This window comes from Streptomyces sp. NPDC055243 (assembly GCF_044544025.1).
GTDB lineage: Bacteria > Actinomycetota > Actinomycetes > Streptomycetales > Streptomycetaceae > Streptomyces.
The window spans coordinates 1-26,249 of sequence record NZ_JBITWR010000031.1 but is presented as its reverse complement, the minus strand read 5'-3'; the positions used below and the strand labels follow the sequence as shown (position 1 = coordinate 26,249).

Below are 26,249 nucleotides of genomic sequence, written 5' to 3'. Positions count from 1 at the left end.
GGTTGCGGCAGGGCGCCTTCAGCGCGGTTTCACGACGGTTTCAGCGCCCCGGAACCCGAGGAGCCTCGAAGTGCCTCGATGTGCCGGGCGTGAGACCACCGGCGAGGGCTCGGCCCGGGACCTCCTCGATCCGTCCGCGGTCGAGCAGAGCCGTGGGCAGGTGCGGCTGCGGCAGGGTGAGGGGGAAGTCCGTGGGCAGGTGTGGCTGCGGCGGGGCTAGGGGGAAGTCGTAGTCGTACGCCGGGCTCGCCATCGCCAGCGGTCCCAGCGCCACTCGGGCGCGCGGCGCCGCCGAGTCGCCCCAGTAGGTGCCGTGATGCGCGAGGGCTTCGGCCAGGGCCTCGGCGGAGGCGTCGTGGTCGCGGGTGAGCAGGCGGTGGAAGAGGGCGGCGGGTGGTCGGACGTCACCACCTCCCGGCCTCCGTGGAAGAACATCCTCGGGCTCTGGAAGGGGCTTGAGGGCACCGACATGCTGCGTCTGAACAAGGCGTATCTGGGGGCCGGCAAGCAGTACGGGGACACCACGTCCCGGCAGACCATCGCGGCGCACGAGCTCGGCCACGCCCTGGGTTCTGCCACAAGAACCCCTCGCCCTACGGCTCGTTGATGGCTCCACACCTCTACGACATGTCCTCCAACGCGGAGCCGACGTCACGGGACCGGCGGAACTACCACGCGCTGTGGGGATGAAAGGCAGAACAATGAGCGAGGTTCGCCGCCGTCCGGCGGTCGCCGCGGCGGCGCTGACGGTGCTGGGATGTGCGGCCTGGAGCGTGTACAGCCTCACCGGTCCCGGCAGGAGCAACGGCCCCACGGAGGCGGTCACGCTCTACGATCCTCAGGACGCCCGGCAGGTGGCGGGGACCGCCGACCACGTGTTCGTCGGCACGGTGGTGGGCCGGACCGGTGAGCGTGACATCTACGGCATCGTCTCCGACATGTACGCCGTCCGCGTCGGTCAGGTCTTCAAGGGAAGCGTGCGCGACACGACCACGGTCAGTCATTACCAGGGGGAAGAGCTGCTGGACGACGGATCCTCCTACGTTTTCGCGACCGGGCGCGTACCGGACAGCCAGAGCCACGCCGTACTCCTGGAGACCACCCCGCCCCCCATCGGCATCCTCGACGCCCCGGCCCAGACGATCTCCGCGGCCGCCGCTTCCGGTGGCCGGACGATCAGCGAGTACTGGACGTGGGCCGTGGAACACGAGATCGACGTCTCCCCCAGGCAGGACCGGTGAGCGGCAGGCGGGAGCGGTGAGCGGCCGCATGCCGCCGGCCGACGCCACCCTTCGGCTCCGGAGCCCGGCAGTTGTCAGGGAGTGTCGCCGGACCAGTCCCAGCGGCGCCGGCCGCCCGACCGGGGGCCGGCGGGGCGTGGGTCGTACAGCGCCCGCCCGCCGGCGCCGAAGTGCCCGAGCTCCGTGGGCAGGGCGACGCCGGTCTCCTTCTCGCCCTTGGTCCAGCCGGTGATGTCGAGCAACAGGCCGTCCAGCGGCCCGCCGACCAGCTCGGCGTAGTCCCGCCCCGGCTGGGGTCCCTGCCGGGGATCATCGTGGTCCTGGCCGTAGACCCGGCCGCGCAGCAACTCCTCGTCCCTGTCCATGCGTCCACCCTCCCAGCCGCCACTGACAATCCCCGGAGCGGCGGCCGGCTCTCCCGCTGCTCGGCCGGTGACCATGACCGGCCGGGTCGGCGCCGCGCGAGGCCGTCACCCCCGAACCGGCAGCGGCAACGGCAGCTCCGGATGATGCCGCAGTGCCTCCAGTACGGCGCGCACCGCCGCGCGAGGCGGGGAGCCGCGGCGGATCGCCGCCGTGATGGTGCGGGTCACCGGAGTGGCGAGTTCCCGGGTGGCGACGCGGTAGCGGCGGTCGACCGCAAGGCCGGGCAGCAGCGCGATCGACAGTCCGGCCTCGACGTGCTGGAGGGTCATCATGTAGTTGCTGAAGCGGCACACCACCCGTGGCTCGAAGCTCGCCTGGCGGCACAGGCGCAGCGCGAGATTGGCCATGTAGGACTGCGGGATGTCGAACGCCCAGGGCTCGTCCGCGTAGGCCGCGAGGTCCACGGCGCCGCGACCGGCGGCGGGGTGCTCGGGCGGGACCACCAGCAGGACCGGGTCCGTGGCCAGTGGCACGAGGTCGATGTCCGGTCCCAGCGGCAGCTCGTCGAAGTCCGTGGTCGTGATGATGATGTCCGCGTCGCCGCCGCGCAGCGCGGGCATGCTCGCGTGCGGCTCCAGCTCGAGGAGTTCGACGTCCAGGTGCGGGTGCTCGCGCGCCAGGCGGCTCACCGCCGGTACGGCCATGGTGTGGATCGCGCTCTGGAAGGCCCCGAGGCGCACCAGGCCGGCCGGTTCTTCGCCGAACCCGCGCAGCTCCGCCTCCACGCTGGCCATGTGGTCGAGGATCGCCCGTGCCCGCCGGGCGAGGATCAGCCCGGCCGGGGTCAGCCGCACCCGGCGGCCCGTGCGTTCGATCAGCTGGGTGCGCGTCTCGGTCTCGAGCACGGCGAGCTGCTGCGACACGCTGGACGGGCTCAGGTTGGCGGCCTGGGCGACCGCCCGGACGGTGCCCAGCGTGTCGAGCTGGCTGAGCAGTCGCAGCCTCCAGGGGTTCATCACACCCCTCATTGTTGTGCGGTTCTACCGAACAGGAAAGCCGGAATCGTGAGATGGACGTGTCGCTCGGCGGCCCCCTACCGTCGGCGGCATGACCGCTTCGACCACCGCCCCCGCGTCCACCGACACCTTCTGGGCCGATGCCGAGAGGCATCTCGTGCGCTACGGCGGCGAGTTCACCCACGAGATCATCGAGCGCGCCGCCGGAAGCTTCGTGTTCACCGCGGACGGCCGGAAGATCCTCGACTTCACCTCCGGCCAGATGAGCGCGATCCTGGGCCACTCGCACCCGGAGATCGTCGCGACCGTGCAGCGGCAGGTCGCGTCTCTCGACCACCTCTTCAGCGGCATGCTCAGCCGCCCGGTGGTCGACCTCGCCCGGCGTCTTGCCGGTACGCTGCCCGCGCCGCTGGAGAAGGCACTGCTCCTGACGACCGGCGCCGAGTCCAACGAGGCCGCGATCCGGATGGCCAAGCTCGTCACCGGCAAGCACGAGATCGTCTCGTTCGCGCGGTCCTGGCACGGCATGACGCAGGCCGCCGCGTCCGCCACCTACAGCGCGGGGCGCAAGGGGTACGGGCCGGGCGCGCCCGGCAACTTCGCCATCCCCGTGCCGAACGCCTACCGGCCCGACTTCACCACGGACGACGGCTCGCTGGACTGGCGCCGCCAGCTGGACTTCGCCTTCGACCTGATCGACGCCCAGTCGACCGGCAGCCTGGCCGCGTGCCTGGTCGAGCCGATTCTCAGCTCCGGCGGAATCATCGAGCCGCCGGCCGGGTATTTCGCGGCTCTGCGGGCCAAGTGCCGCGAGCGCGGCATGCTGTTGATCCTTGACGAGGCGCAGACCGGTCTGTGCCGGACCGGGACCTGGTACGCCTTCGAGCGCGACGGCGTCGTGCCCGACATCCTCACGCTGTCCAAGACGCTGGGGGCGGGCCTGCCGCTGGCGGCCGTGGTGACCAGCGCGGAGATCGAGCAGGAGGCGTACGAGCGCGGGTATCTGTTCTTCACCACGCACGTCGCCGACCCGCTGGTGGCGGCGGTCGGCAACACCGTCCTCGACGTCCTGATCCGCGACAGGCTCGAGGAGCGTGCGCGGTCGCTGGGCGCGTTCCTCCACCAGGGGCTTGCGGACATCGCCACGCGGCACGAGGTCGTCGGCGACATCCGCGGCCGGGGTCTGCTGGCCGGGCTCGAACTCGTCGTCGACCGCGAGACGAAGCAGCATTCGAACGAGCTGGGCGCACGGGTCACCCGGCGCTGCCTGGAACTCGGCCTGCACATGAACATCGTCCAACTCGCTGGTATGGGCGGCGTCTTGCGCATGGCGCCCCCGCTGACGGCCACCGAGGACGAGCTCTCCCTCGGCCTCGCGATGCTGGACCAGGCGATCGGCGAGGCCTGCGCAGCGCTCTGAGACCTCGGCTCACCGCAGATCGTGGCGATCGTCGCGTAGCCGTTTGCCAGAACCTGAACCAGGGTGTTCGGCTCAGGACGACTGTGATCAGACCTGACCACGTCTGTCGAAGTCCCGTAGACGAAAGAGAGCAGCTGGCCTGAGGCTCACCCGTTGTGCCCGGCAGGGAACATACTGGGCACGAGCGGGAGGGGCGCCCGGATTCGCGTGTCCCACGATCTTGAGGGTGAGTGGGCGTGCTTGGACTACCGCGTGAAGAGCGCCTGGCTCTGGCCTTCGTCGATCTCGCCGACACACTGGTGCAGGACTTCGACGTCATCAGTTTTCTGCACACGCTGACCGAGCACTGTGTGGACCTGCTGGACGTGGCGGCGGCCGGGGTGATGCTGGCCACCCCCGCAGGCCGGCTGGTGGACGCGGCCGCCTCTGATGAGCGCACCCGTCAGCTGGAGCTGGCCGGCATCGAGTGGGACGAGGGCCCGTGCCGGGACTGCTTCCACTCCAGTCTGCTGGTACCGGACATGGCGCTGGCCACCGCATCGGCCCAGATCCGGTGGCCGCAGTTCACCCCTCGGGCGCTCGAGCTGGGTTTCACCTCGGTGGTGTCGGCCCCACTGCGGCTGCACGATCAGGTGATCGGCGCTCTGGGACTGTTCCGGGATCAACCGGGCCCCTTGGACGCCGCCCAGCTGAGGCTGGGGCAGGCCCTGGCGGACACTGCCACCATCGGGGTCCTGCAACAGCGCGCGGTGAGCGAACAGATGACCGTCGCGGCGCAGTTGCAGGCAGCGGTGACTTCCCGGATCGTCATCGAGCAGGCCAAGGGCTTCCTGGCCCACCGACGCGGCACCAGTGTCGAGGAGGCGTTCACGGTGATGCGCCACTACGCCCGCGATCACCGTATGCGGCTGACCGACCTGGCCCGGCAGGTCCTGGAAGAATCCGCAGACCCCTCCCTGCTGGACCGCGGACGGTGAGACGGCGGCGCGACCAAGAGCCGAGTCCCTGGCGCCAGTTCGTACCCGGGAGGGGGTGAGGCCGGTGCCCGAGCGGGCGATGGCCTCCTATCTGCGCACCCTGCGCACCCACCCGGGCCCCGGGCCGGCCCCCCTGCCGCTCGAAGCATGCGCCCGGTCACTGGGACTGGACGGCCTGGCCCTGCTGCTGGCCCCCGGCGGCAACAACCCCGAGCTGGTGCAGTCCTTCGGCGAGCGCACCACCGCCCTGGAGGATCTGCAGCTGACCCAGGGGCAGGGCCCCAGCCTGGACGCCGCCCGGCACGGGATGGTCCTCCTGCTGCCCGACCTGGCGGACACCAGCGCCTTCGCCCCCACCCGCTGGCCCGGGCTGCCCGGCGGCGTCGGGGATTTGGGGGTACGCGCGATGTTCACGTTCCCACTGCGTATCGGGGTGATCGCGATGGGCGCGCTCACCGGCCATCGCACCCGGCCCGGACCACTCAGTCACGACCAGCTCGCCGAAGCCTTCGGCCTCGCCGACACCCTCACCCAGATCGTCATCGGCCGGGCCGCCCGGCCGCCCGAGCCCAGCTGCCTGCTGGTGGACGAACCCGGCTGGGAATTCGCCGAGGTCCACCAGGCCACTGGCCTCCTCTCCGCCCAACTCGGCATCACCTGCGCCCAAGCCCTGAGGCAGCTGCGCGGTCACGCCTACAGCCATGACCGCCCGCTGCTGGCCACCGCCCGCGACGTACTGGCGTACCAGCTCCGCCTGGACGACCCCGACAAACGGTGGCCCTAGCCTGCCCACGGCCGTATCGCCCGCCGCACAGCACAGGTCATGCCACGTCCGCAGCCGTTCGGCACAAGAGCACGCAAGTCTCTCCGCCGGGCCTAGAATCCCCCGTGTCGACCGGGTCCCCGTCGGCGCCAAGTCCCCACGGACATCGCGCCATCGGGAAGGGTCTTCATGATCCCCGTCCAGCCCACCGCATGTGTCCAGGAAGTCCGTACGCACGGCAGCTGCAGCCTCGTGATCGTGTGCGGGGAGATCGATCTGCTCACCGCGCCCGGCCTGGTCTGCCACCTCGACTGGCTGACCTACACCGGCCGCCCCGACCTGCTGATCGACCTGCGCCCGGTGTCGTTCATGGACACCAGCGGCATCAAGGCGCTGGCACGCGCACGTGACCGGGCCACCGGCCGATGCGGCAAGATCCGTCTGGTCTGCACGCGGCCTGCGACCCTGCGCCTGCTGCACCACCCGGTGATGCGGTTGGGGCTGGAGACGCTGGAGGCCCTGCCCTCTCCCGAACCACCCCACGTCGCAGCATGAGGTCCGAGGGGTGGGAAATGCCGTGTCGCCGAGACCGAGCCGCTGCCTCCGCCGGCCCCGCGACGGCGGAGGGAGGTCCAGCCGTACGGGGTCTGTGCACCACCTGCCCACCACCTGCCCTCTCGGTGTCTCAGCGCCCCAAACTGCCCGCCTTGACGGAACGTTGGGCGAACACGTCCTCGCGTCGGTCTTCCATCTGCCGCAAGGCGTCCTTGCGGTCCCGCTTGGAGAGCCGGTCCAGATACGTGTGGCCGACGAGGTGATCGCTCTCGTGCTGCAGGCAGCGGGCGAAGTAGCCCGTCCCCTCGATGGCGAGAGGGTGGCCGTCCTTGTCGAGCCCGCGGACGACGGCCCGATCGGGGCGGGCCACGGCCATGGTGGCACCGGGCACGGACAGGCAGCCCTCGGGTTCGTCGACGAGGCGGCGGCTTCCCGGGTCGGGCAGGTCCAGGACGGGGTTGATGATGTGGCCGACGTGCCGGATCCCGTCGTCGTCCGGGCAGTCGTAGACGAACAGCCGCAGGTCGACGCCCACCTGGTTGGCGGCGAGGCCCGCACCGTCGGCCACGTACATCGTCAGGAACATGTCGTCGATGAGCGCCGACAGTTCCGCGGTTCCGAACCCGGTCACCTCGCGGCACGGGCGGCTCAGGACCTCCTCCCCCACCACCGTGACCCGGCGCACCGACCCCCGCTCCGCCTCCGGCGCCTGCGCGGGATACATGTCGACGGGCCGGCCCTGCACCCGGACTCGCCGGTCTGCGGGACGGGACCGGTCGTGACGAACAGCCATCGCGCTCTCCCCTTCTGCGTCGGGCAAGACCCCCTTGCCAAGGACTTTGCAAAGTAGCAGACTTTGCAAAGTGACTGAAGATGACCTCGACTCCTCCCCCGGCCCGACCGGGGACCGCGCCGACAGCGGCGATGCACTGCGCGAGCACGAGGTCCGTACGGCCCTGATGGACCTGCTGGCCGAAGTCGGCACCGTCACGGCGACCGAAGCCGCCGCCCGGCTGGGACACAGCTCGGGGCTCTGCTCGTTCCACCTCCGCCAGCTCGCCCGCCACGGGCACATCGAGGAAGCCCCTCACCACGGGGGACGCGCGCGCCCCTGGCGCCTGAAGCAGCACCGCCCCGCCGGCGCACCCGCCGAGGAGCAGTTCGGCGACTTGGCGCGCGGCCTCGAGGACGAGAGCTGGCGGCGATGGCTCGCCCAGCGCGACCAGGCACCGGGCGAGTGGCGCCGCGACGAGGCCTTCAGCGCCATCGCCTACCTGACGCCCGCGGAGATGAGCCGGGTCGCGGACACGGTCCGCCGGGCACTCGCCCCCTACCAGGACCGGGAACAGCGTCCCCTGGCCCGGCCGGACGGCGCCCGCCCGGTGGCCCTCATCACCCGGCTGTTCCCCTTGCTGGCGCAGCCCGATTCGGCTGCGGACGGGGGAGACACTCCCCCGGCAGGTACCTAGTTGGTACCTTGGAGATATGCCGTCTCTGAACGTGACTTTCACCGACGAGGAGCTCAAGGGTGTCCGCGCGGCCGCGGCGGCCGAGGGCAAGAGCCTCAAGCAGTACCTGCACGACCTCGGAGTCCGTGAGATGGAGCGCCAGAAGTTCGTCGCCGGCGCCTCCACCTGGGCCGACAGGCTGCGGGCGGAGTTCGACGCGGCCAACCCCGAGGAGATTCCACCCTCCGCACGTCACGAGGGGTCCGCGGCCGCCTGATGGTTCTGTTCGTAGACGTCTCATGGCTCTTGGACATCCAGGAGTTCGCCGTGGCCCCCGAGGACATGTCCGTGTCGGACTACTCCGCGCTGGTCGCCGCTGTCGCCCGGCACAGGACGAAGCTGCCGACCCTGGAATCCTCCGACCCGGACGCCGCCTGGCGCGCGGCCGCCCTGCTGCACACCATCGTGCGCCTGGAGCCCCTGCCCTACCGCAACAGCCTGTACGCGGCGTTCGTGGCCGCCCAGTACATGGACCAGTCCGGCGAGGGCATCGATCCGCCCTACGGAGCGCTGTCCGATCTCGTGCGAAAGATAAGCGAGAGCCGCATCAGCGTCTACGCGGTCGCCGACCAGATCAGGTCCTGGAAGGTCTGACCCCCTTCTCGGCGGGCACCCCCTCCCGACCCGACGGCTCGGCCCGGCAGCCGAGAAGGAAAGTCGAAAGAGAAATCTGCCGACGATGTCGAGAAACCGTGGCCGGCTCCGTCCCCGTAGTGAACGCGGCCACAATGGGTCGCACCAGTACCGAGGAGAATCACCATGGCCAAGTACTTGCTGCTCAAGCACTACCGTGGCGCCCCGGCGGCGGTCAACGACGTGCCGATGGACCAGTGGACGCCCGAGGAGATCTCGGCGCACGTGCAGTACATGAACGACTTCGCGAACCGGCTCGAGCAGAGCGGTGAGTTCGTCGACAGCCAGGCACTGGCCTTCGAGGGGACGTTCGTCCGGTACGACGGCGAAGGGCGCCCGCCGGTCACCGACGGCCCGTTCGCCGAGACCAAGGACGTCATCGCCGGCTGGATGGTGATCGACGTCGACAGCTACGAGCGTGCCGTCGAGCTGGCCGGGGAGCTGTCGGCCGCCCCGGGGGCAGGCGGAAAGCCCATCCACGAGTGGCTCGAGCTGCGTCCGTTCCTGTCCGCGGCGCACACCATCACGGAGTGACCTCTGCGATGGACGAGGCCCTGCTCAGGAGCCTCACGCCGAGCGTGCTCGGGGTCCTCGTCCGCCGCGGAGCAGACTTCGCGGCGGCCGAGGACGCCGTGCAGGACGCGCTGGTCGAGGCCATCCGCGTCTGGCCCGCCGACCCGCCGCGGGATCCGAAGGGCTGGATGGTCACCGTCGCCTGGCGCCGGTTCCTCGATGCCGCCCGTGCGGACACCGCTCGCCGTCGGCGTGAGGATCTCGTCGACGAGGAGCCGGCGCCCGGGCCCGCGCCGACGGTGGACGACACGCTCCAGCTGTACTTCCTGTGCGCCCACCCGTCCCTGACGCCATCGTCCGCGGTCGCGCTCACGCTGCGCGCGGTCGGCGGTCTCACCACCCGGCAGATCGCCCAGGCCTACCTGGTGCCCGAGGCGACCATGGCGCAGCGCATCAGCCGGGCCAAGCGCACCGTCTCCGGCGTGCGGTTCGACAGGACCGGCGACGTCGCCACCGTGCTGCGCGTCCTCTACCTGGTCTTCAACGAGGGCTACTCCGGGGACGTCGACCTCGCCGCCGAGGCCATCCGGCTCACCCGGCAGCTCTCGGCCGCGATCGACCATCCCGAAGTGGCGGGGCTGCTCGCCCTCATGCTGCTCCACCACGCCCGGCGCGCCGCCCGCATCGCCTCCGACGGCGGCCTGGTGCCGCTGGCCGAGCAGGACCGCGGCCGGTGGGACACCCGGTCGATCGCCGAGGGCATCGGAATCCTGCAGTCGGCCCTGGCCCGCGACCGCCTCGGCGAGTTCCAGGCCCAGGCCGCCATCGCGGCACTGCACTGTGATGCGCCCACCGCCGAGGAGACCGACTGGGTGCAGATCGTCGAGTGGTACGACGAGCTCGCGCGCCTGACCGACAGCCCGGTCGTCCGGCTCAACCGCGCGGTGGCCGTGGGCGAGGCGGACGGACCGCGCGCCGGGCTGTCGGCGCTCGCGAAGCTGGACGACTCCCTGCCCCGCCACACCGCGGTGGCGGCGTACCTCCACGAGCGCGACGGCGACCTGGCGACGGCGGCGCGGCTGTACGCCGAGGCGGCCCAGAAGGCCCCCAACCTCGCCGAACGCGACCACCTGACCCGCCGGGCCGCCCGGCTCAACGCCCGCAGGGGGCGCTGACGGATCGCTCTCGAAGTGTTCCCGCGGACGTGGCACGATCCGGGGCCTGCGGCCCCCTAGCAGGTCGCCCGCGCCCCGCGGTCACTGCACCGAACGCAGGGGCGGGTGCTGCGTCGTGACCCCTGGGGGCTGGAGCAGGGGCGCTGGTTCGGGGCCGGGGTCCTCGGTGTCCACGACGCCGGCGGCCGCGTGGTCGAAGCCGGCCGGCCATCGCGTGCGCTCGCTGGCCAGCGCCCCGGTCAGACGCGCCTGGAGCAGGTCGGCCGTGCTCAGATCGGAGCCCCGCAGGTCGGCCAAGCGCAGGTCGGCACGGCGGAACACGGCGCCGCCCGCATCGGCCTTGCGCAGACTCGCCTCACGCAGGTCGGCCTCGGTGAAGTCCGCGTCACGCATGTCCGTTTCGGTCAACTGTGCGCCTCGCAGGTCGGCCAGTACGCAGCGTGCCCGGCGCAGGATCGCCGTCGTGAGGTCGGCGTGCCGTAGGTTGACCGCGACGAGGGACGCCTGCGTCAGGTTGGCGTGGTAGAGACCCGCCGCCTCCATGCAGGCGCGGTCGAGGTTGACCTCGTGCAGCCACAGCCCGTCGCAGTCGGCCCGGCGCAGATCCGTGACACTGAGGTTGACCCAGGACTGCTCCCGGGGCTGCTGCAACAACACCCCGAGCCCGGTCAGCGCCACCTGGGCGTCGGCGGCACGGACCTCCAGCGGTACGACGTCGTTGATGGGCACGTCCCTTGCCGGAGACTCCGGCCCGGCAGGTGGCCAGGGCAGATGTGTCCGCAGGTAGGCGGCCTGGATGGAGACGACGGCCTCGCGGTCGCGGGCGGAGTACTCCGCGATCCGCCACAGGGCGTGGAGCCCGCCGATCCGTGTCTGCAGCTTGTCGCTGCCGAGTTGATCGACGGCCGTGCTGAACCGGTCGGTGACATGGCCCTCCTGGGCGGCACGCAACCCGTCCTGGCTGACGCGCAGTTGCCTCCAGGTGGCGTACGCGCCGAACAGCACGACCATGCCGCCCACGGCCTGAAGCAGTGTCGTACGGACGTCGTTCACCGCTTTGAGCCGATCCTGCGCAGCGACGCTCGCCCCGGCGAGATCGTGGTCGACCACCACACCCGGCAGGAAGACGAGCAGCCAGCCCAGAACGGCCGGCCCCGCTGTCGCGGCCAGCAGAGCCGCCATCGCGCGCTGCCGTGCCGGCCGGACACGCCGACGCCTGCCACCGCGCTCCGGCTCCCCCATCTCCATGGGCATGGGACCCTATGCGCCGCTCAAAGAACGATCAAGACGGAGTCAGCCGTCGCCTTCCTGGCGCGTGAACACACTGCTCGCGAGCGAGGACAGCAGGTGGGCGGTGTCGTCGTACACCTTTGCCGCTCCGGCTCGGGTGAGGTCCTCGCCGGGGATGCCGCCGCTGAGGACGGCCAGCGGTGTGACGCCCGCGCGCCGTGCGGATTTCATGTCCCAGACCGAGTCGCCGACGAGCACGCTGTCGCGCGCGTTCGCACCGACCAGGTCGAGGGCGTGGGCGACGGGTTCCGGAGCGGGTTTGCCCTCGTCGACGTCGTCGGCGCTGGCCGTCGCGGCGATGACGTCGTCCGCGTCGACGGCGGCGCGCAGCGCGCCGAGTTCGGCGCCGCCCGCGGAGGTGACAAGGACGACGGTCCACCCCTCCCCCGCCAGGGCACGCAGCAGGCGTCCGGCGTCGTCGAAGGCTTCCAGCCGGTCGAAGTGCGTGCCGTAGAGCGTCTTGTGCGCGGCGCTGATGGCCGCGTCCTGGTCCGTGTCGCGGTCTTCACCGAGGACGTGCCCGATCAGGTCGGTGCCGCCCAGGCCGATGGCATGGTGCACGGCACGCATCGGCACCTGGTGGCCGGCCTGCCGAAACGCCTCCCACCAGGCCGTGACATGCAGGTAGTTGGTGTCGACGAGCGTTCCGTCGACGTCGAACAGGGCGGCACGTGTCACGAGGGCTCCGTTCATGGCCTTCATGGCCTTGCGGGGGGCTTTCACCGTACGCAATGGCCCTACGAGCAGCACGTTTGGCTGGCCGATTCGTGCGCGCAAGCGGGTGAGCCCGCGGTCGATGAGGGCAGGGCGCCGTTTCGCTGGCCGGGCGGCGCAGCGGCGTGAAAGCGACGGTCTGGCATTCCGCTTCGCGGGTACTCGGCGCCTCGCTTTCCCGCTCGTCCTTCCCGTTTTCGCCGCTGGATACCGAGGAGACCCGGATGACGTTCCTTTCCCGAGAGCAGCAACGCGCCGTGCAGGCGCCGCAGTTGGGGAGCCGGTCCGTGCCGGTGTGCGCTCCGGCGCCCGCCGTTCGCAGGAGTGCGCACCGGTGAGGGGGCGGTCCCTGCTCTCCGGGGCGCTGGTCGGCGTCGGGATTGCGGCGTTCATCGACGAGATGGTGTTCCACCAGCTGCTGCACTGGCACCACTTCTACGACAAGGCGTCGAGCGAGGCCGGTCTGGTCTCCGACGGGATCTTCCACGCCTTCGGCTGGCTGGCGATGGTGGCGGGCCTGTTCCTGTACGCGGACCTGTGGCGCCGGGGCGCCCGGCACCTCACCGCCTGGTGGTCGGGCCTGTGTCTGGGGCTCGGCGGCTTCCAGCTGTACGACGGCACCTTCCAGCACAAGGCGCTGGAGCTGCACCAGATCCGCTACGGCGTGGATCTGGCGCCGTACGACTGGACCTGGAACGTGATCGCCGTGCTGTTCCTGCTCGCCGGCGTGCTGCTGCTGGTCCGGGCCCGCCGATGACGGCCGTGGTGCTGGTCGTGGCCGTGAGCTGTCTGGGCTATGTGGCGACGGCCCGGCAGCTGCGCCGGCGCGGCGACCGCTGGCCACCCCCGCGTGACGCGGCATTCTGCGCGGGCGGCGCGGTGCTCATCGTCTCGCTCGCCGCCCCGTGGGAGGACTGGCCGCCGTTCACCGGGCACATGGCCACCCATCTGGGCATCGGGATGATCGCGCCGCTGCTGTTCGTACTGGGCCGACCCGTGACGCTGGCGCTGCGCGCGCTGCCGGTGGGGCCGCGGCGACGGCTTCTCTCCTGCGTACGGTCCCGGCCGGCGGCTCTGCTCGTGTGGCCGCCGCCGGCCGCGCTGCTGCACGTCGCGGGGCTGTGGGCGGTGTACCGCACGCCTCTCCTGGCCGCCGGGCACCACCGGCCCTGGCTGCACGCACTCGTCAGCGTGCATCTGCTGGTCTCGGGCGTGCTGTTCGCCTTCGCGGTCCTGGCCCTGGACCCGCTGCGTCACCGTGCCGGGTACGCGCTGCGGGGCGGAGCCCTGCTGGCCGCGTCGGCGGCGCACGGCATCCTGGCCAAGTCGCTGTACGCCACGGGCCCGCCCGGCACCTCCTATGCCACGGCCGACCTGCACCTCGCGTCGTACGTCATGTACTACGGCGGGGACGTGGTCGGCATCGCCCTGGCCGTGCTGCTCGGGCACCAGTGGTACGCGGCCGGGGGCCGGGCCCTGGCCCGGGGCCGACGCACCCTCGGCCCGGAAGCGGACGGGCGAGCGGGGCGGTCGCGGGGCGGGAGGACTCTCGGGGCCCCGCACGATCGCGCCCAGGCCTCTCCCTGACCACTGCCGTGACGCGGCCGCGTAGTGAAGACCGCGCGGGGTACCCGGCGTTCACCCGTCCCCGGAATCCGGAGGTCCCATGCTGTCCGAGACCGTCACCGTGCCCAATGGCGAGGGGGCTCTCCTCGGTGAACTGACCGTGCCGGACACGGCGTTCGGCGTCGCGATCCTCGCCCATGGCAGCGACAACTCCCGCCACAGCCCCCGCGACCGGGCCGTGGCCGACACCCTGAACGACGCCGCACTCGGAACCCTGCTCATCGACCTGCTCACCGCCGACGAAGAGGCCGCCGACTGGGCAACCGGGCGGCACCGCTGCGACATCGATCTGCTGACCCGCCGGTTGATCGCGTCCGTGGACTGGCTCGCCGCCCGCACCGCCGATCTGCCGCTCGGCCTGTTCGGCGCGAGCACGGGAGCGGCGGCGGCGCTCGGTGCCGCGGCCGCCCGGCCCGGCCTGGTGGACACGGTGGTCTGCCCCGGCGGCCGCCCCGACCTGGCCGATGACGAGGTGCTCAGCCAGGTGTGCGCGCCGGTGCTGCTGCTCGCGGGCGGGCGCGACAGGGAGACGCTGCGGCTCAACCGGGCAACGGCCAACCAGCTGCGCACCCTCAGCCGACTGCGCGTGATCCCTGATGCCGCGCATCTGTTCGAGGAGCCCGAGGCCTTGGACGAGGTCGCCGCCGTGGCGGTCCGGTGGTTCGCCGGCATGGGACTGGCACACGCCTGAGCGTCCTGGGTCGGCGCACCCGCACAGCGAAGGAGGGCCCGCGCACCCGTGCGCATCCATGACCGCAGGTTCGCAGCCGCAGGCACGCCGTGCGGGCCGTGACCGCACATCGCGCGTGGGTCAGGCGCCGGGCGGCGTCCCCGCACCGGCCGTCGGGGCACCTCCCATGCCTGACGCGGCATCAAGAAGCACCCGTGCAGGGACACTTCTGTGCGCATGACCCAGCGGCTCCCGACCCGGCCCCTCACCTCACACCCCACCCCCCGGCACCAGCCACCCCACCCCGTCACCATGTGACCGGCATCACAGTGCGCCATCCCACATCCTCAGGTCATCATATGACCCGATCGCCGCACGGATTCAGAGCCGGACCGCACCCCGGGCCGCACCCCGGACGGCACGGCACAGCGAGACGAGGATGGGCATGAACGACCAGGACAGGCCGACACGGCCGCGCGTAGGCGTGGTGGGGCTGGGGGCCATGGGGCTCGGCATGGCGCGCAGTCTGCGGAACGCGGGCTTCGATGTGGGGGTCCACGATCTGCGCCCCGATGTGGCCTCGGCCTTCGCCGAGGAGGGCGGCAGCGCCTTCGCCTCCGCCGGTGAACTGGCGGCCTCGGTCGAGGTCCTGGTCGGCGTCGTGGTCAACGCGGCGCAGGTCGAGTCGGTGCTGTTCGGGCCCGGCGGCGCGGCCGAGCGGCTGCATCCGGGCTCCGTCTACGTCATGTGCTCCACGGCCGACCCCACCTGGTCCGCCGAGCTCGAACGGCGCCTGGCCGAGCGGGGCGTGCTCTACCTGGACGCCCCCATCTCCGGGGGCGCCGCACGCGCGGCCGGCGGCGAGCTCACCATGATGACCTCGGGCGCCCCCACCGCGTACGCCATCGCCGATCCGGTGCTCGAAGCCATGAGCAGCACGGTCTACCGCCTGGGCGACGAGGCCGGGATCGGCTCCAAGGTCAAGGTCGTCAATCAGCTGCTCGCGGGGGTGCACATCGCCGCGGCGGCCGAGGCGATGGCCCTTGGCATCAAGGCGGGCGTACCCGCCGATGCGCTCTACGAAGTGATCACGCACAGCGCCGGCAACTCGTGGATGTTCGAGAACCGCATGGCGCACGTACTGGCCGGGGACTACACGCCGCTGTCCGCGGTCGACATCTTCGTCAAGGACCTGGGTCTAGTGCTGGACGCGGCCCGGCCGGAGAAGTTCCCCCTCCCGCTGGCGGCCACCGCCCACCAGATGTTCCTCCAGGCGTCGGCGTCCGGTCTGGGCGGCGAGGACGACAGCGCGGTGATCAAGATCTTCCCGGGGATCGAACTGCCCCACCAGACAGAGCAGTCGGAGGGCTGAGATGGGAATCCGACTCGGTTGCATCGCCGATGACTTCACCGGCGCCACGGACCTTGCCAACAATCTGGTGCGCGCGGGCATGCGCGTCATCCAGCTGATCGACGTACCGCGGACCGGCGTTGAGGGTCCGCTCGACGCGGATGCCGTCGTCATCGCCCTCAAGTCGCGCACCACCCCGGCCTCCGAGGCCGTCGAAGCCTCACTGCGGGCGCTCGAGTGGCTGCGTTCGGCGGGCGCGGAGCAGATCTACTTCAAGTACTGCTCGACCTTCGACTCGACGCGGGCCGGCAACATCGGCCCCGTCACCGAGGCCCTGATGGACGCGCTGGGAACCGATTTCACGGTCGCGACCCCGGCGTTCCCCGACAACGGGCGCACCGTGTTCAAGGGGCACCTCTTCGTCGGCGACGTCCTGCTCAGCGAGAGCGGCATGCGCCATCACCCGCTGACGCCGATGACCGACTCCAACCTGGTCTCGGTGCTCGGCGCGCAGACCGCGCGCCCGGTCGGTCTCATCGACCACACCGTGGTCGCCGCCGGTGCCCAGGCCATCAAGGAGCGCGTCGACGCGCTGCGCGAGGAAGGCATCGGCGCCGCGATCGTCGACGCCGTCTCCAACGACGACCTCGTACGCCTTGGCACGGCGGTCAAGGGGCTTCCGCTGGTGACCGCAGGGTCGGGTCTGGCCATCGGTCTGCCCGCCAACTGGGGCTTCGAGCCCTCTGCTGCCGCGGCCCGGCTGCCCCCGCCCGCGGGTCATCGGGCCGTCGTCTCCGGGTCGGTGTCCACGGCCACCAACGGTCAGGTCCAGGCGTTCCTGCGCAGCGGCAGGCCCGCGTTCAGCGTGGACCCGCTGCGGATCGCGGACGGTCAGGACGTGGCCGGGCAGGCGCTGGCCTTCGCCGCCGCGCACCTGGCCGAGGGTCCGGTGCTCGTCTACTCCACCGAGTCGCCGGACGCGGTCAAGGACGTCCAGGGCCGTCTCGGTGTCGCCGAGGCCGGTGAGCTCGTCGAGCAGACCCTGGCCCGCGTCGCCCACGGGCTCGTGGAGGCGGGTGTACGTCAGCTCGTCGTCGCCGGTGGCGAGACCTCCGGCGCGGTCGTCCAGGCGCTGGGCCTGACGGGCCTGCGCATCGGGCCGCAGATCGACCCCGGTGTGCCCTGGTGCGCGGCGGCCCTGCCCGGCGGGGACACGCTCCACATCACGCTGAAGTCCGGCAACTTCGGCGGACCCGACTTCTTCACCGCCGCCTTCGGGCACCTCGACGGGGAGTCCGCATGAGCCCGCTCCCCGGTCCGGCCGCACATGACGCGGACGACGTGGCCGCCGCGCGCGCCGAGATCGTCCGGGTGGGCACCAGCCTCTTCGCCCGCGGCTACGTCCACGCCAGCGCCGGGAACATCAGTGCCCGCGTCGGCGACTCCCACCTCATCACGCCCACCGATGCAGCCCTGGGCTTCCTGGACCCCGAGCGCCTGGCCCTGGTCGATGCCGGGGGCGAGCAGATCGCGGGTGATCGCGCCAGCAAGACCCTCACCCTGCACCGGCGTATCTGTGCCGCCGACCCCACGGCACGGTTCGTCGTCCACACCCACTCCACGCACCTGGTCGCGCTCACCCTGGCCGGCGTGTGGAGGCAGGACGACGTGCTGCCGCCCCTGACTCCGTACTACGTCATGAAGGTCGGACACGTCCCGCTCATCCCCTACCACCGGCCCGGCGATCCCCTCGTGGCCGACCTGGTGACCGGCCGTATCGCTGATCGTGCCGCGGGACGCACACCGATCAGGGCCGTACTGCTCGACCGTCTGGGCCCAGTCGTCTGGGGCCCGGACGCCGCATCCGCTCTCGCCGTCCTCGAAGAACTCGAGGAAACGGCACGCCTCTGGCTCCTGACCGACCGTCGCCCCGAGCCGCTCCCCTCCCCCGCTCTCGACGAACTCAAGGCCGTGTTCGGCGCCTCTTGGTGATCGCGCACCGCCCGTCGGAGAATCCCCTGAGCCGCAGTAAGGATTCCGCATGTCCACGTCCACAGAGACGGCCGAGACCCCCGACCTCGTCCGTGAGAACGCCGTGTTCCGCAAGGTCGTTCTGCGCATCGTCCCCTTCCTGATCCTCTGTTACGTCTTCTCCTACCTGGACCGCGTCAACGTCGGCTTCGCGAAGCTGCAGATGTCCGACGACCTGGGTCTGAGCGAGGCGGCGTACGGCCTCGGCGCCGGTCTGTTCTTCATCGGCTACTTCCTCTTCGAGGTCCCGTCGAACCTGATGCTGCAGCGCATCGGCGCGCGCACCTGGATCGCCCGCATCATGATCACCTGGGGGCTCGTCTCGGCGGCGTTCTCGCTCGTCACGAACGAGACCATGTTCTACGTGCTGCGCTTCCTGCTCGGCGCGGCGGAGGCCGGCTTCTACCCGGGTGTGATCCTCTACTGCACCTACTGGTTCCCCTCCCACCGCAGGGCCCGCGTCATCGCGATGTTCATGTCGGCGATCCCCGTGGCCGGCATCTTCGGCAACCCGCTCTCCGGCTGGATCATGGACACCTTCCAGGGGGTCAACGGGTGGCAGGGCTGGCAGTGGATGTTCCTCCTCGAAGCGATCCCGGCGCTCCTCATCGGTGTGGCCACGCTGTTCTACCTCGACAACAACGTGCGCAGCGCCAAGTGGCTCTCCGACGAGGAGAAGGACATCGTCGAGGCGGCGATCGCCAAGGACACCGCGCACCAGAAGCACGGCCGGGTGTGGGACGGCTTCCGCGACGCCAAGGTGTGGCTGATGTGCCTCATCTACTTCTGCTTCGTGATGGGCCAGTACGCCCTGACCTTCTGGATGCCCACCTTCGTCAAGTCCACCGGCATCGACGACACCCTGACCATCGGCGTGCTCAGCGCCGTGCCGTTCGTCGCCGCGCTGATCGCCATGAACCTGTTCGGACGCTCCGCGGACAAGCGCCGCGAGCGCCGTTGGCACCTGGTCGTCCCCAGCCTCATGGGCGCCGTCGGCTTCTCCCTGGCCGCGAGCTGGAGCGGATCGACCGTGCTGTCTTTGATCGCCCTGTCCTTCGCCGCGGCCGGCGTGCTGACCTGCGCCCCGCTGTTCTGGTCGCTGCCCACCGCGTTCCTCGGCGGCACCGCCGCGGCGGCCGGACTCGCCCTGATCAACTCGGTGGGCAACCTGGCCGGCTTCGTCAGCCCGTACATGATCGGCGGGCTCAAGGACGCCACAGGATCGACCTCCATCCCGATGTACGTCCTGGCCCTGAGCCTGGTCATCGGCGCGGGAGCCGTGCTGACCACCAAGAAGGCCGTCGTCAACCGTTGACCGGGTCCGGTCCCGGCCCCACCACAGGAGCACACATGCCGAGGTTCGCCGCGAACCTGTCCATGATGTACACGGAAGTCGACTTCCTCGACCGGTTCGCCGCGGCGTCGGCGGACGGCTTCGAGGCCGTCGAGTACCTCTTCCCCTACGCCTACGACGCCGCCGAGCTGCGCCGCCGGCTCGACGAGCACGGCCTGCGGCAGGTCCTTTTCAACGCGCCTCCCGGCGCCTGGGAGTCCGGCGAGCGGGGCATCGCCTCGCTGCCCGGCCGCGAGGGCGAGCTGCGCTCCGGGATCGAGCGGGCGCTGGAGTACGCCGTGGTGCTCGGCTGCGGTCAGGTGCATGTGATGGCCGGTCTGCTGCCGCCGCAGGCGGCGTCCGCCCAGCAGGCCGCGCACCGCGCCACCTATCTGGGCAACCTGGCCTGGGCCGCCGAGCAGGCGGCCGCCGCGGGCGTCGATCTGCTGATCGAGCCGATCAACGGCCGTGACATGCCGGGCTACTTCCTGCACCGGCAGGCCGAGGCACATGCGATCGTGCAGGAGGTGGGTGCGGCCAATCTCAAGGTGCAACTGGACCTGTACCACTGCCAGATCGTGGAGGGCGACCTCACCACGACGCTGCGCCGCGACCTGCCCACCGGCCGCGTCGGCCATCTGCAGATCGCGGGCGTGCCCGACCGCCACGAACCCGACCGGGGCGAACTCGACGTCCGCCACCTGTTCGACGTCGTCGACGAGCTGGGCTTCGAGGGGTGGATCGGCTGCGAGTACATCCCCCGGGCCGGTACGAGCGAGGGGCTCGGCTGGCTCAAGAACTACCGAGGAGAACGCACATGAGGATCGTCATCACCGGTGGCTTCGGCTTCCTGGGACGCAAGGTCGCCGACGCCCTGCTCGAGCGGCGGACCCTGTGCGGTGCGCCCATCGGCCGGCTGGTGCTCGCCGACCGGTTCGTTCCCGCCGGGTCGCCGGTGGCCGCCGACCCGCTGGTGGACGTCGTACAAGGTGATCTGAGCGAGCGCCTCGACGAGATCTTCGCGCAGCCGGTGGACGTCCTGATCCACCTGGCGGCGGCGGTCTCCTCCGAGTGCGAGGCCGACTTCGACCTGGGCATGGGCGCCAACCTGGACACCACCCGCGCGCTGCTCGATGCCGCCCGCGCGCAGACGGCGGCCGGTGGACCGACCCCCCGGGTGGTGTTCTCCAGCAGCGTCGCGGTCTACGGCTCCGATGCCGCGCTGCCGCTGCCGGAGGTGGTCGGCGAGTCGACTCTGCCCACGCCGCAGTCCAGCTACGGCGTGCAGAAGCGCATCTGCGAACAGCTGGTCGCCGAGTACACCCGCCGGGGCTTCGTCGACGGACGCGTGGCGCGGCTGATGACGGTCTCGGTGCGGCCGGGCAAGCCCAACGCGGCCGCCTCCGGTTTCCTGTCCGGCATCATCCGCGAGCCGCTCGCGGGCCTGCCGGCCACCTGCCCGGTCAGCCCCGGCCTGCGGGTCGCCCTGGCCTCGCCGCGACGCACCGTCGAGGGCATCCTGCGCATCGCCGAGGCCGAGCGCGGCAGCGGCCCCGGACAGCTGGCGGGCGGTCTACCGGTGAACCTGCCGGCGCTGACGGTCACGGTCGCCGAGATGCTGGACACGCTGCGCCGGGTGGCCGGCGATGCCGTCGCCGACCTGGTGACGGTGACGCCCGATCCGGCCGTCGAGGCCATCGTCGGCTCGTGGCCGGCCGCCTTCGACAACGCGCGCGCCACGGCGCTCGGCCTGCGACCGGACGCGACCTTCGAGTCGGTCGTCCGCGCGTACGCCGAGGACCACCCCGAAGCCGTCGCGGCCGCGGGGCTGCCCGCAGCCGGGGCGATCAGGCCCTGACGGATAGACTGACGAGCATGTTCTCCAAGGTGAGTGGCCCCATACGGCTCGCGGACCGGGTCGCCGCGATCCTCTCGGAGGAGATCGAGTCGGGCCGTCTGGCCGCGGGCGACAAGCTGCCGACCGAGGTCGAGTTGGTCAAGCAGCTGGGCGTCAGCCGCACCGTGATCCGCGAGGCCGTCTCCCGGCTTCGCAACGCGGGCCTGGTCGAACCGCGCCAGGGCCGGGGCGTGTTCGTCATGCCCCGGCGCACCCGGCCGCTGGACCTGGAGGCCGAGGCCTCCGGCACCAAGTCCAAGGTCATGCAGATCGTGGAGGTCCGCCGCGCCATGGAGGGCGAGGCTGCCTCGCTGGCGGCCACCCGCGCCACACCGGACGACGTCACCCGGATGCGGCAGTCCCTGGCCGCGATCGACAAGGCGGTCTCGGCCGGCGGCGACGGCGTGGACGAGGACCTGGCGTTCCACCAGTCGATCGCCGAGTCGACCGGCAACGCGGTGATGGTCTCCACCGTGCGGTACTTGGGCGAGGTCATGCGCGGCGGCATCCGCGTCACCCGGGCCAACGAGGCGCGGCGCAACGACTTCATCGAGGCGGTGCGGGTGGAGCACCACGCGATCCTGGCGGCCATCGAGGCAGGCGACGAGGACGCGGCCCGCAGCGCCGTCCGCCGCCACATGAAGCACGCCGCGTCCCGCCTCCAGGACGCGGACGAGGGTTTTTGGACCGAGACGGACGAGCTCGAAGTGGACTTGGAGCAGCGCTGACCCGCCCCGTCAGCTGTCCGGGGGACGGGACAGGACGACCAGGGAGCGCGGCTCCACGCCCAGGGTCGTGTCGGCCTTGTGTTCGGTCTCGTCCGGGGGGCCGCCGCCGGGTTCGGACGTGTCGAGCAGGGTCGTCCAGCACGCTCCGTAGGTGGCGTCGGGGAGGCGGAACTCCATCGTCTCCCAGTAGCAGTTGAACAGGACGAGGAACGAGTCGTCCACGACGCTCTGGCCGACGCGGTCCGGTTCGGTGATGGCGTCGCCGTTGAGGAAGACGGCGACCGCGTGCGCGTCGGGCCGGTCCCAGTCCGGTGTGGTCATCTCCGCGGCGTCCGGGCGCAGCCAGACCAGGTCCGGCAGCGGCTCGCCCCGCTGCGCGAGGACGTCGCCCCGAAAGAAGCGGCGGCGGCGCAGGATGGGGTGTTCGGTACGCAGCGCCACCACCCGGCGGGTGAAGTCCAGCAGGTCCGCGCGTTCCTCGTCGAGGTCCCAGTCGATCCACGTCGTCTCGTTGTCCTGGCAGTACGCGTTGTTGTTGCCGAGCTGGGTGCGGCCCAGTTCATCGCCGTGGCCGAGCATCGGGATGCCCTGGGACAGCATCAGCGTCGCCAGGAAGTTGCGCTGCTGCCGTGCGCGCAGGGCGCGCACCTGCGGATCGCGGGTGGGGCCTTCGGCGCCGCTGTTCCAGGAGCGGTTGTCGCTCTCGCCGTCCCGGTTTCCCTCGCCGTTGGCCTCGTTGTGCTTGGTGTCGTAGGAGACCAGATCGCGCAGGGTGAACCCGTCGTGGGCGGTGATGAAGTTGACGCTGGCGCGCGGGCGGCGCCGGTCGTGCTGGTAGAGGTCGGCGGATCCGGTCAGGCGTGAGGCGAACTCGGCGAGCGTTCCCTCTCCTGCGCGCCAGAAGTCCCTGACGCAGTCGCGGTACTTGCCGTTCCACTCCGACCACAGCGGGGGGAAGTTGCCCACCTGATAGCCGCCGTCGCCGAGGTCCCACGGCTCGGCGATGAGTTTGACGCGGCTGATCACGGGGTCCTGCTGGATCAGGTCGAAGAACGCCGATAGCCGGTCCACCTCGTGGAACTGCCGGGCGAGGGTGGCGGCCAGGTCGAAGCGGAAGCCGTCGACGTGGCACTCGGTGACCCAGTAGCGCAGGGAATCCATCAGCAGCTGAAGGACGTTGGGGTGGCGCATCAGGAGGCTGTTGCCGGTGCCCGTGGTGTCGTAGTAGCGGCTGAAGTCGTCGTCGGACAGCCGGTAGTAGGAGGCGTTGTCGATGCCGCGGAAGGAGAGGGTGGGGCCGTTCTCGTTGCCCTCCGCGGTGTGGTTGTACACGACGTCGAGGATCACCTCGAGACCGGCCGCGTGCAGGGCCTTGACCATGGACTTGAACTCGGTGACCTGTTGCCCCAGCGTTCCGTGCGCCGCGTAGGTGTGATGCGGGGCGAAGAACCCGATCGTGTTGTAGCCCCAGTAGTTGGACAGCCCCTGGTCGAGCAGGAAGCCGTCCTGGACGTACTGGTGGACCGGCATCAGTTCGACCGCGGTGACGTTCAAGGAGGTCAGGTGGTCGATGACGGCCGGTGCGGCCAAGCCCGCGTAGGTGCCGCGGAGCTCTTCGGGCACGCCTGGATGCGTGCGGCTCAGTCCGCGTACGTGCGTCTCGTAGATGACGGAGTCGGAGTAGGCGTGCGCGGGCGGGCTGTCTCCGGTCCAGTCGAAGGCCGGATCGACGACCACCCCGCACAGGGCGGCGGGCCCGGCCCTGTCGCGGGAGCCCGCCCGGCGCCCCGCGGGCGTGTCCCCCGGCGGCACGTCGTCGTCGCGCAGGTCGTGGATCGCCCGTGCGTAGGGATCGAGGAGGAACTTCCTCGGGTCGCAGCGGTGCCCGGCGGCGGGCATCCACGGGCCGTGCACCCGGTAGCCGTAGCGCCGGCCCGGCCCGACGTCGGGCAGGTAGCCGTGCCACACCGCGCCGTCGGCCTCCGTGAGCGTGATGGCCCGTTCGGCGCCGTCCGCGTCCAGCAGGATGAGATCGACCTGCTCCGCCACCTCGCTGAACAGGGCGAAGTTCGTTCCGTCGCCGTCGTACGTGGCGCCGAGGGGGAAGGGTCGGCCGGTCCACACGCGCACAATCTCTCCCGTCGTCGTCACCTGATCTCGACCATCGGGCATGCGGCGGGTGCGCGCCCTTTCGGGAGCGCACCCGCCGCGCACGTTCGGTCAGGCAGGCTCGGCGACCTCGAGGGGGCCGACGTGCTCCGGCGCGCCCACGCCGACCGGCTGTGCGACGGCGCGGGGCAGGGGCCGCGCCTCGATCGTGATGGGTCCCGGGCGTTTGGGGACCAGGGGTTCGCGAAGCTCCGTACGGCTGCGCAGCGAGAACCAGACGATGTGCTGGTCCGCGGCGGTGCAGCTGCCCCACCCGTCGCTGAGCGCCGCGATCTGGCTCAGGTGGTGCGGCTCGGCGCGGTGCTCGCCGGCAGCGGCCGGAGCGCCGTGCGAGACCGCGGTGATCAGGTGCTGTCCGGTCCACCATGTCTCGATCGCGGTCCGTACCGCGCAGGTGTTGCGTGCCGCCGGCTCCAGAAGGAGACCGAGTCCGCGCGACACGTCCGGCACGTGCTGTTCAAGACCCCAGTACCGCAGATGGGCGGCCAAGATGCGCCTCACCTGACCGACGCGCTCGGGCACCAGGTCCACGTCGATGTGGTAGTAGCGGGGCACTGCGTGGTGGTTCATCGTTCTTTGCTCCTCGCCGCGGAGCTCGCGCCCCGCCGCTTCGACGGAGTCATGCGCACGGAGCGTGAGCGGTGATCGCTTGAGAGTCAGGAACCAGCCTCGGCCCTCTACTCCATTCGTGCAACACGAGAGTGATCGGCCGGCTGCGCTGCGTTCAACAGGACGGGGCGCGCTTCACCTCGCACCATGAAGGGAGGAACGAACCCACTGTGATGGGTCGCTTCCCCTGCGTGAACGACCTGCGGGCCGCCCGGGCCCGCCGTCACGGAGGTCCAGGAGGTCGAGGTGCGATGCGACCGAAGCGCGCCACAGAAGACGTCGATCGGCAACTGGTGAGTTACCGCGCCTGGCAACGCCGCTTCCTCGCCGCCCCCGGCGACCCCGCGGTGCGGGCACGGTTCGAGGACGCCGTGGCCGCGCTGTGCGCCGTGACGAGCGCCCGCTGCGGCCGGGAGGCGGCCGAGGCCGCGGAGCGCCCGCCGCGCCCCGATCCCGCCGGCCGTGCCCCCGCGCCCGGGAGCCGGTGACGCGAGGACCGAAGCCGCAGCGAACGAACCCCAGACGATCAGCGCACACCGCACGAGCCCGGAGGTGGAGAGCATGTCGGTGGCCCCCAGTCACGTCCGCGTCCCCATCGAGGATGTGCGCCCGTGTGTCCACCGGGGCCTGCGCCCGGCGAAGGCCGTCGTCGGCGAGGCCGTGGAGATCACGGCCCGGGTGTTCGTCGAGGGCTCCCGCGTGGTCGGCGCCGCGGCGCTCCTGCACGCGCCCGACGGCCGCACCACGCGACGCCGGACCATGCGGGAGCTGGCCCCCGGCACCGACCGGTGGGCCGCCGACGTCACCCCGGACGCGATCGGCCGCTGGAGCTTCACCGTCGAGGCCTGGACCGACCCCATGGCCGCCTGGCAGCGCGACGCGGTGATCAAGGTGCAGGCCGACGTGGACACCGGGGTCACCCTGGAGGAAGGGATCGGGCTCTTCGACCGGGCCCTTGCCCAGGCACCCGACGAGGCGGCGCGCTCCACCCTGGCCACGGCGCTCGGCGTGCTGCGCGACGACTCCCGCAGCCCGCTGGACCGGCTGGCGGCGGCCACGGCGCCGCAGGTGCGCGCACTGTTGTCCGCCCATCCGCTGCGCGAACGCCTCACCGCGAGCGCCCCGTTGCCGCTGCTGGTGGAGCGGGAGCGGGCGCTGTTCGGGTCCTGGTACGAGTTCTTCCCGCGCTCGGAGGGCGCCGTCGTCCGCGAGGGCCGGCCCCCGCAGTCGGGGACCTTGCGCACCGCCGCCGAACGCCTCCCGGCGATCGCCGCGATGGGCTTCGATGTCGTCTACCTGCCGCCCATCCACCCCATCGGCACCACCTTCCGCAAAGGGCCGAACAACTCCCTCTCCCCCGGCCCGCACGACGTCGGCGTGCCCTGGGCCATCGGCTCCCCCGAGGGCGGCCACGACGCCGTCCACCCCGACCTGGGCACACTCGACGACTTCGACGCCTTCGTGCGCCGCGCCGCCGCACTGAACCTGGAAGTCGCCCTGGACTTCGCCCTCCAGTGCTCCCCCGACCACCCCTGGGTGGACAAGCACCCCGAGTGGTTCGCCCACCGGGCGGACGGCTCCATCGCGTACGCGGAGAACCCGCCCAAGAAGTACCAGGACATCTACCCGATCGCCTTCGACCGCGACATGCCGGGCCTGATCGC

The 26,249-nt window shown here is 71.4% G+C and carries 31 protein-coding genes and 1 pseudogene; 23 read left to right on the top strand and 9 right to left on the bottom strand.

Features of this window, described 5'->3' with window-relative positions:
• Nucleotides 1-40: 40 nt before the first annotated feature.
• The gene (locus tag ACIGXX_RS43480; RefSeq protein ID WP_399984758.1) at nucleotides 41-253 is read right to left on the bottom strand and encodes a hypothetical protein; all 213 of its coding nucleotides are present in this window, start codon (nucleotides 251-253) and stop codon (nucleotides 41-43) included.
• Nucleotides 254-373: pseudogene (locus ACIGXX_RS43475) on the bottom strand (hypothetical protein); the annotation flags it as partial. It lies immediately after the preceding gene.
• On the opposite strand from ACIGXX_RS43475, the gene ACIGXX_RS43470 reads away from it, so the two are divergent.
• Nucleotides 317-607 (top strand): hypothetical protein, encoded by a 291-nt coding sequence (locus tag ACIGXX_RS43470; protein ID WP_399984755.1) that lies wholly within the window; start codon nucleotides 317-319, stop codon nucleotides 605-607. The pseudogene ACIGXX_RS43475 and the gene ACIGXX_RS43470 overlap by 57 nt on opposite strands.
• 94 nt (nucleotides 608-701) lie before the next feature.
• Entirely contained in the window at nucleotides 702-1,241 is a 540-nt protein-coding gene (locus tag ACIGXX_RS43465) for a hypothetical protein (protein WP_399984735.1), read from the top strand.
• A gap of 74 nt (nucleotides 1,242-1,315) precedes the next feature.
• On the opposite strand, the gene ACIGXX_RS43460 is transcribed toward ACIGXX_RS43465, so the two are convergent.
• Together ACIGXX_RS43460 and ACIGXX_RS43455 are read right to left on the bottom strand one after the other, a co-directional pair.
• On the bottom strand, nucleotides 1,316-1,606 hold the full coding sequence (locus tag ACIGXX_RS43460) for a hypothetical protein (RefSeq protein WP_351166341.1): 291 nt from the start codon (nucleotides 1,604-1,606) through the stop codon (nucleotides 1,316-1,318).
• Between the two features lie 105 nt (nucleotides 1,607-1,711).
• Nucleotides 1,712-2,626 (bottom strand): LysR family transcriptional regulator, encoded by a 915-nt coding sequence (locus tag ACIGXX_RS43455; RefSeq protein WP_399984731.1) that lies wholly within the window; start codon nucleotides 2,624-2,626, stop codon nucleotides 1,712-1,714.
• Between the two features lie 88 nt (nucleotides 2,627-2,714).
• On the opposite strand from ACIGXX_RS43455, the gene ACIGXX_RS43450 reads away from it, so the two are divergent.
• The 4 genes from ACIGXX_RS43450 (at nucleotide 2,715) to ACIGXX_RS43435 (ending at nucleotide 6,338) form a co-directional block, all read left to right on the top strand.
• Nucleotides 2,715-4,043: an aspartate aminotransferase family protein gene (locus ACIGXX_RS43450; RefSeq protein WP_366464776.1), complete on the top strand. Its 1,329-nt coding sequence runs from the start codon at nucleotides 2,715-2,717 to the stop codon at nucleotides 4,041-4,043.
• Between the two features lie 230 nt (nucleotides 4,044-4,273).
• Nucleotides 4,274-5,020, top strand: a complete 747-nt coding sequence (locus tag ACIGXX_RS43445; RefSeq protein WP_399984727.1) for a GAF and ANTAR domain-containing protein — start codon at nucleotides 4,274-4,276, stop codon at nucleotides 5,018-5,020.
• Between the two features lie 64 nt (nucleotides 5,021-5,084).
• Nucleotides 5,085-5,804 carry an ANTAR domain-containing protein gene (locus ACIGXX_RS43440; RefSeq protein ID WP_383824847.1) on the top strand — a complete coding sequence of 240 codons (720 nt, stop codon included), beginning with the start codon at nucleotides 5,085-5,087 and terminating at the stop codon, nucleotides 5,802-5,804.
• A 168-nt stretch (nucleotides 5,805-5,972) separates the two neighbouring features.
• Nucleotides 5,973-6,338, top strand: coding sequence for an STAS domain-containing protein (locus ACIGXX_RS43435; RefSeq protein WP_351166331.1), 366 nt, complete (start codon nucleotides 5,973-5,975; stop codon nucleotides 6,336-6,338).
• A gap of 130 nt (nucleotides 6,339-6,468) precedes the next feature.
• On the opposite strand, the gene def is transcribed toward ACIGXX_RS43435, so the two are convergent.
• Nucleotides 6,469-7,131, bottom strand: a complete 663-nt coding sequence (gene def, locus ACIGXX_RS43430) for a peptide deformylase (RefSeq protein WP_399984722.1) — start codon at nucleotides 7,129-7,131, stop codon at nucleotides 6,469-6,471.
• Between the two features lie 70 nt (nucleotides 7,132-7,201).
• Here def and ACIGXX_RS43425 point away from each other — a divergent pair, with 70 nt between their 5' ends.
• From ACIGXX_RS43425 to ACIGXX_RS43405, 5 genes are all read left to right on the top strand, one after another.
• Nucleotides 7,202-7,807, top strand: coding sequence for a winged helix-turn-helix domain-containing protein (locus ACIGXX_RS43425; protein ID WP_361473653.1), 606 nt, complete (start codon nucleotides 7,202-7,204; stop codon nucleotides 7,805-7,807).
• 16 nt (nucleotides 7,808-7,823) lie between these two features.
• The gene (locus ACIGXX_RS43420; protein ID WP_344521400.1) at nucleotides 7,824-8,063 is read left to right on the top strand and encodes a hypothetical protein; all 240 of its coding nucleotides are present in this window, start codon (nucleotides 7,824-7,826) and stop codon (nucleotides 8,061-8,063) included.
• Nucleotides 8,063-8,440 (top strand): toxin Doc, encoded by a 378-nt coding sequence (locus tag ACIGXX_RS43415; RefSeq protein ID WP_351166324.1) that lies wholly within the window; start codon nucleotides 8,063-8,065, stop codon nucleotides 8,438-8,440. Before ACIGXX_RS43420 ends, ACIGXX_RS43415 begins: the two co-directional genes overlap by 1 nt.
• Nucleotides 8,441-8,605: 165 nt before the next feature.
• Nucleotides 8,606-9,013 carry a YciI family protein gene (locus ACIGXX_RS43410; RefSeq protein ID WP_351166322.1) on the top strand — a complete coding sequence of 136 codons (408 nt, stop codon included), beginning with the start codon at nucleotides 8,606-8,608 and terminating at the stop codon, nucleotides 9,011-9,013.
• Between the two features lie 8 nt (nucleotides 9,014-9,021).
• Nucleotides 9,022-10,167 carry a DUF6596 domain-containing protein gene (locus ACIGXX_RS43405; protein WP_351166790.1) on the top strand — a complete coding sequence of 382 codons (1,146 nt, stop codon included), beginning with the start codon at nucleotides 9,022-9,024 and terminating at the stop codon, nucleotides 10,165-10,167.
• An 81-nt stretch (nucleotides 10,168-10,248) separates the two neighbouring features.
• Here ACIGXX_RS43405 and ACIGXX_RS43400 read toward each other — a convergent pair whose 3' ends face one another.
• Together ACIGXX_RS43400 and ACIGXX_RS43395 are read right to left on the bottom strand one after the other, a co-directional pair.
• The gene (locus ACIGXX_RS43400; RefSeq protein ID WP_351166320.1) at nucleotides 10,249-11,349 is read right to left on the bottom strand and encodes a pentapeptide repeat-containing protein; all 1,101 of its coding nucleotides are present in this window, start codon (nucleotides 11,347-11,349) and stop codon (nucleotides 10,249-10,251) included.
• A 111-nt stretch (nucleotides 11,350-11,460) separates the two neighbouring features.
• Nucleotides 11,461-12,135, bottom strand: coding sequence for an HAD family hydrolase (locus ACIGXX_RS43395; RefSeq protein WP_361473658.1), 675 nt, complete (start codon nucleotides 12,133-12,135; stop codon nucleotides 11,461-11,463).
• Between the two features lie 370 nt (nucleotides 12,136-12,505).
• On the opposite strand from ACIGXX_RS43395, the gene ACIGXX_RS43390 reads away from it, so the two are divergent.
• From ACIGXX_RS43390 to ACIGXX_RS43345, 10 genes are all read left to right on the top strand, one after another.
• Nucleotides 12,506-12,928, top strand: coding sequence for a DUF2243 domain-containing protein (locus ACIGXX_RS43390; RefSeq protein WP_351166316.1), 423 nt, complete (start codon nucleotides 12,506-12,508; stop codon nucleotides 12,926-12,928).
• Nucleotides 12,925-13,758 (top strand): cytochrome c oxidase assembly protein, encoded by an 834-nt coding sequence (locus tag ACIGXX_RS43385; RefSeq protein ID WP_399984712.1) that lies wholly within the window; start codon nucleotides 12,925-12,927, stop codon nucleotides 13,756-13,758. The genes ACIGXX_RS43390 and ACIGXX_RS43385 overlap by 4 nt, the downstream gene beginning before the upstream one ends.
• Nucleotides 13,759-13,837: 79 nt before the next feature.
• Nucleotides 13,838-14,488, top strand: a complete 651-nt coding sequence (locus ACIGXX_RS43380; RefSeq protein ID WP_351166312.1) for a hydrolase — start codon at nucleotides 13,838-13,840, stop codon at nucleotides 14,486-14,488.
• A 424-nt stretch (nucleotides 14,489-14,912) separates the two neighbouring features.
• Nucleotides 14,913-15,839, top strand: a complete 927-nt coding sequence (ltnD, locus tag ACIGXX_RS43375) for an L-threonate dehydrogenase (protein ID WP_399984707.1) — start codon at nucleotides 14,913-14,915, stop codon at nucleotides 15,837-15,839.
• A 1-nt stretch (nucleotide 15,840) separates the two neighbouring features.
• Nucleotides 15,841-17,121, top strand: a complete 1,281-nt coding sequence (otnK, locus tag ACIGXX_RS43370; RefSeq protein ID WP_399984704.1) for a 3-oxo-tetronate kinase — start codon at nucleotides 15,841-15,843, stop codon at nucleotides 17,119-17,121.
• On the top strand, nucleotides 17,118-17,810 hold the full coding sequence (locus ACIGXX_RS43365; protein ID WP_351166306.1) for an aldolase: 693 nt from the start codon (nucleotides 17,118-17,120) through the stop codon (nucleotides 17,808-17,810). The genes otnK and ACIGXX_RS43365 overlap by 4 nt, the downstream gene beginning before the upstream one ends.
• Nucleotides 17,811-17,859: 49 nt before the next feature.
• Nucleotides 17,860-19,164 carry an MFS transporter gene (locus ACIGXX_RS43360; protein WP_383824870.1) on the top strand — a complete coding sequence of 435 codons (1,305 nt, stop codon included), beginning with the start codon at nucleotides 17,860-17,862 and terminating at the stop codon, nucleotides 19,162-19,164.
• Between the two features lie 35 nt (nucleotides 19,165-19,199).
• Entirely contained in the window at nucleotides 19,200-20,003 is an 804-nt protein-coding gene (gene otnI, locus ACIGXX_RS43355) for a 2-oxo-tetronate isomerase (RefSeq protein WP_399984699.1), read from the top strand.
• A complete protein-coding gene (gene denD / locus ACIGXX_RS43350) occupies nucleotides 20,000-21,040 on the top strand; it encodes a D-erythronate dehydrogenase (protein WP_361473678.1) in 1,041 nt (346 codons plus the stop codon). The genes otnI and denD overlap by 4 nt, the downstream gene beginning before the upstream one ends.
• Before the next feature lie 17 nt (nucleotides 21,041-21,057).
• Nucleotides 21,058-21,807 carry a FadR/GntR family transcriptional regulator gene (locus ACIGXX_RS43345; protein ID WP_383824876.1) on the top strand — a complete coding sequence of 250 codons (750 nt, stop codon included), beginning with the start codon at nucleotides 21,058-21,060 and terminating at the stop codon, nucleotides 21,805-21,807.
• Between the two features lie 9 nt (nucleotides 21,808-21,816).
• On the opposite strand, the gene glgX is transcribed toward ACIGXX_RS43345, so the two are convergent.
• Nucleotides 21,817-23,979, bottom strand: a complete 2,163-nt coding sequence (gene glgX, locus ACIGXX_RS43340) for a glycogen debranching protein GlgX (protein ID WP_399984694.1) — start codon at nucleotides 23,977-23,979, stop codon at nucleotides 21,817-21,819.
• A gap of 48 nt (nucleotides 23,980-24,027) precedes the next feature.
• Nucleotides 24,028-24,546: a pep a2 gene (locus tag ACIGXX_RS43335; protein WP_351166294.1), complete on the bottom strand. Its 519-nt coding sequence runs from the start codon at nucleotides 24,544-24,546 to the stop codon at nucleotides 24,028-24,030.
• 290 nt (nucleotides 24,547-24,836) lie between these two features.
• Between ACIGXX_RS43335 and ACIGXX_RS43330 the strand changes: the two genes are divergently transcribed.
• Both ACIGXX_RS43330 and ACIGXX_RS43325 read left to right on the top strand, forming a co-directional pair.
• Nucleotides 24,837-25,073 carry a DUF5133 domain-containing protein gene (locus ACIGXX_RS43330; protein ID WP_351166292.1) on the top strand — a complete coding sequence of 79 codons (237 nt, stop codon included), beginning with the start codon at nucleotides 24,837-24,839 and terminating at the stop codon, nucleotides 25,071-25,073.
• 73 nt (nucleotides 25,074-25,146) lie between these two features.
• On the top strand, nucleotides 25,147-26,249 hold a 1,103-nt coding region (locus tag ACIGXX_RS43325), incomplete at its 3' end, for a maltotransferase domain-containing protein (RefSeq protein WP_399984689.1).

Excerpts from the sequence above, each read along its gene's own strand:
- ACIGXX_RS43450 (WP_366464776.1), top strand. The coding sequence starts at position 2,715 with ATGACCGCTTCGACCACCGCCCCCGCGTCCACCGACACCTTCTGGGCC.
- ACIGXX_RS43330 (WP_351166292.1), top strand. The coding sequence starts at position 24,837 with ATGCGACCGAAGCGCGCCACAGAAGACGTCGATCGGCAACTGGTGAGT.
- ACIGXX_RS43385 (WP_399984712.1), top strand. The coding sequence starts at position 12,925 with ATGACGGCCGTGGTGCTGGTCGTGGCCGTGAGCTGTCTGGGCTATGTG.
- glgX (WP_399984694.1), bottom strand. The coding sequence starts at position 23,979 with ATGCCCGATGGTCGAGATCAGGTGACGACGACGGGAGAGATTGTGCGC.
- ACIGXX_RS43420 (WP_344521400.1), top strand. The coding sequence starts at position 7,824 with ATGCCGTCTCTGAACGTGACTTTCACCGACGAGGAGCTCAAGGGTGTC.
- ACIGXX_RS43470 (WP_399984755.1), top strand. The coding sequence starts at position 317 with ATGCGCGAGGGCTTCGGCCAGGGCCTCGGCGGAGGCGTCGTGGTCGCG.
- ACIGXX_RS43435 (WP_351166331.1), top strand. The coding sequence starts at position 5,973 with ATGATCCCCGTCCAGCCCACCGCATGTGTCCAGGAAGTCCGTACGCAC.
- ACIGXX_RS43380 (WP_351166312.1), top strand. The coding sequence starts at position 13,838 with ATGCTGTCCGAGACCGTCACCGTGCCCAATGGCGAGGGGGCTCTCCTC.
- ACIGXX_RS43365 (WP_351166306.1), top strand. The coding sequence starts at position 17,118 with ATGAGCCCGCTCCCCGGTCCGGCCGCACATGACGCGGACGACGTGGCC.
- ACIGXX_RS43345 (WP_383824876.1), top strand. The coding sequence starts at position 21,058 with ATGTTCTCCAAGGTGAGTGGCCCCATACGGCTCGCGGACCGGGTCGCC.
- ACIGXX_RS43460 (WP_351166341.1), bottom strand. The coding sequence starts at position 1,606 with ATGGACAGGGACGAGGAGTTGCTGCGCGGCCGGGTCTACGGCCAGGAC.
- ACIGXX_RS43360 (WP_383824870.1), top strand. The coding sequence starts at position 17,860 with ATGTCCACGTCCACAGAGACGGCCGAGACCCCCGACCTCGTCCGTGAG.
- ACIGXX_RS43410 (WP_351166322.1), top strand. The coding sequence starts at position 8,606 with ATGGCCAAGTACTTGCTGCTCAAGCACTACCGTGGCGCCCCGGCGGCG.
- denD (WP_361473678.1), top strand. The coding sequence starts at position 20,000 with ATGAGGATCGTCATCACCGGTGGCTTCGGCTTCCTGGGACGCAAGGTC.
- ACIGXX_RS43400 (WP_351166320.1), bottom strand. The coding sequence starts at position 11,349 with ATGGCGGCTCTGCTGGCCGCGACAGCGGGGCCGGCCGTTCTGGGCTGG.
- otnK (WP_399984704.1), top strand. The coding sequence starts at position 15,841 with ATGGGAATCCGACTCGGTTGCATCGCCGATGACTTCACCGGCGCCACG.
- ACIGXX_RS43415 (WP_351166324.1), top strand. The coding sequence starts at position 8,063 with ATGGTTCTGTTCGTAGACGTCTCATGGCTCTTGGACATCCAGGAGTTC.
- ACIGXX_RS43480 (WP_399984758.1), bottom strand. The coding sequence starts at position 253 with ATGGCGAGCCCGGCGTACGACTACGACTTCCCCCTAGCCCCGCCGCAG.
- def (WP_399984722.1), bottom strand. The coding sequence starts at position 7,131 with ATGGCTGTTCGTCACGACCGGTCCCGTCCCGCAGACCGGCGAGTCCGG.
- otnI (WP_399984699.1), top strand. The coding sequence starts at position 19,200 with ATGCCGAGGTTCGCCGCGAACCTGTCCATGATGTACACGGAAGTCGAC.
- ACIGXX_RS43465 (WP_399984735.1), top strand. The coding sequence starts at position 702 with ATGAGCGAGGTTCGCCGCCGTCCGGCGGTCGCCGCGGCGGCGCTGACG.
- ACIGXX_RS43405 (WP_351166790.1), top strand. The coding sequence starts at position 9,022 with ATGGACGAGGCCCTGCTCAGGAGCCTCACGCCGAGCGTGCTCGGGGTC.
- ACIGXX_RS43335 (WP_351166294.1), bottom strand. The coding sequence starts at position 24,546 with ATGAACCACCACGCAGTGCCCCGCTACTACCACATCGACGTGGACCTG.
- ltnD (WP_399984707.1), top strand. The coding sequence starts at position 14,913 with ATGAACGACCAGGACAGGCCGACACGGCCGCGCGTAGGCGTGGTGGGG.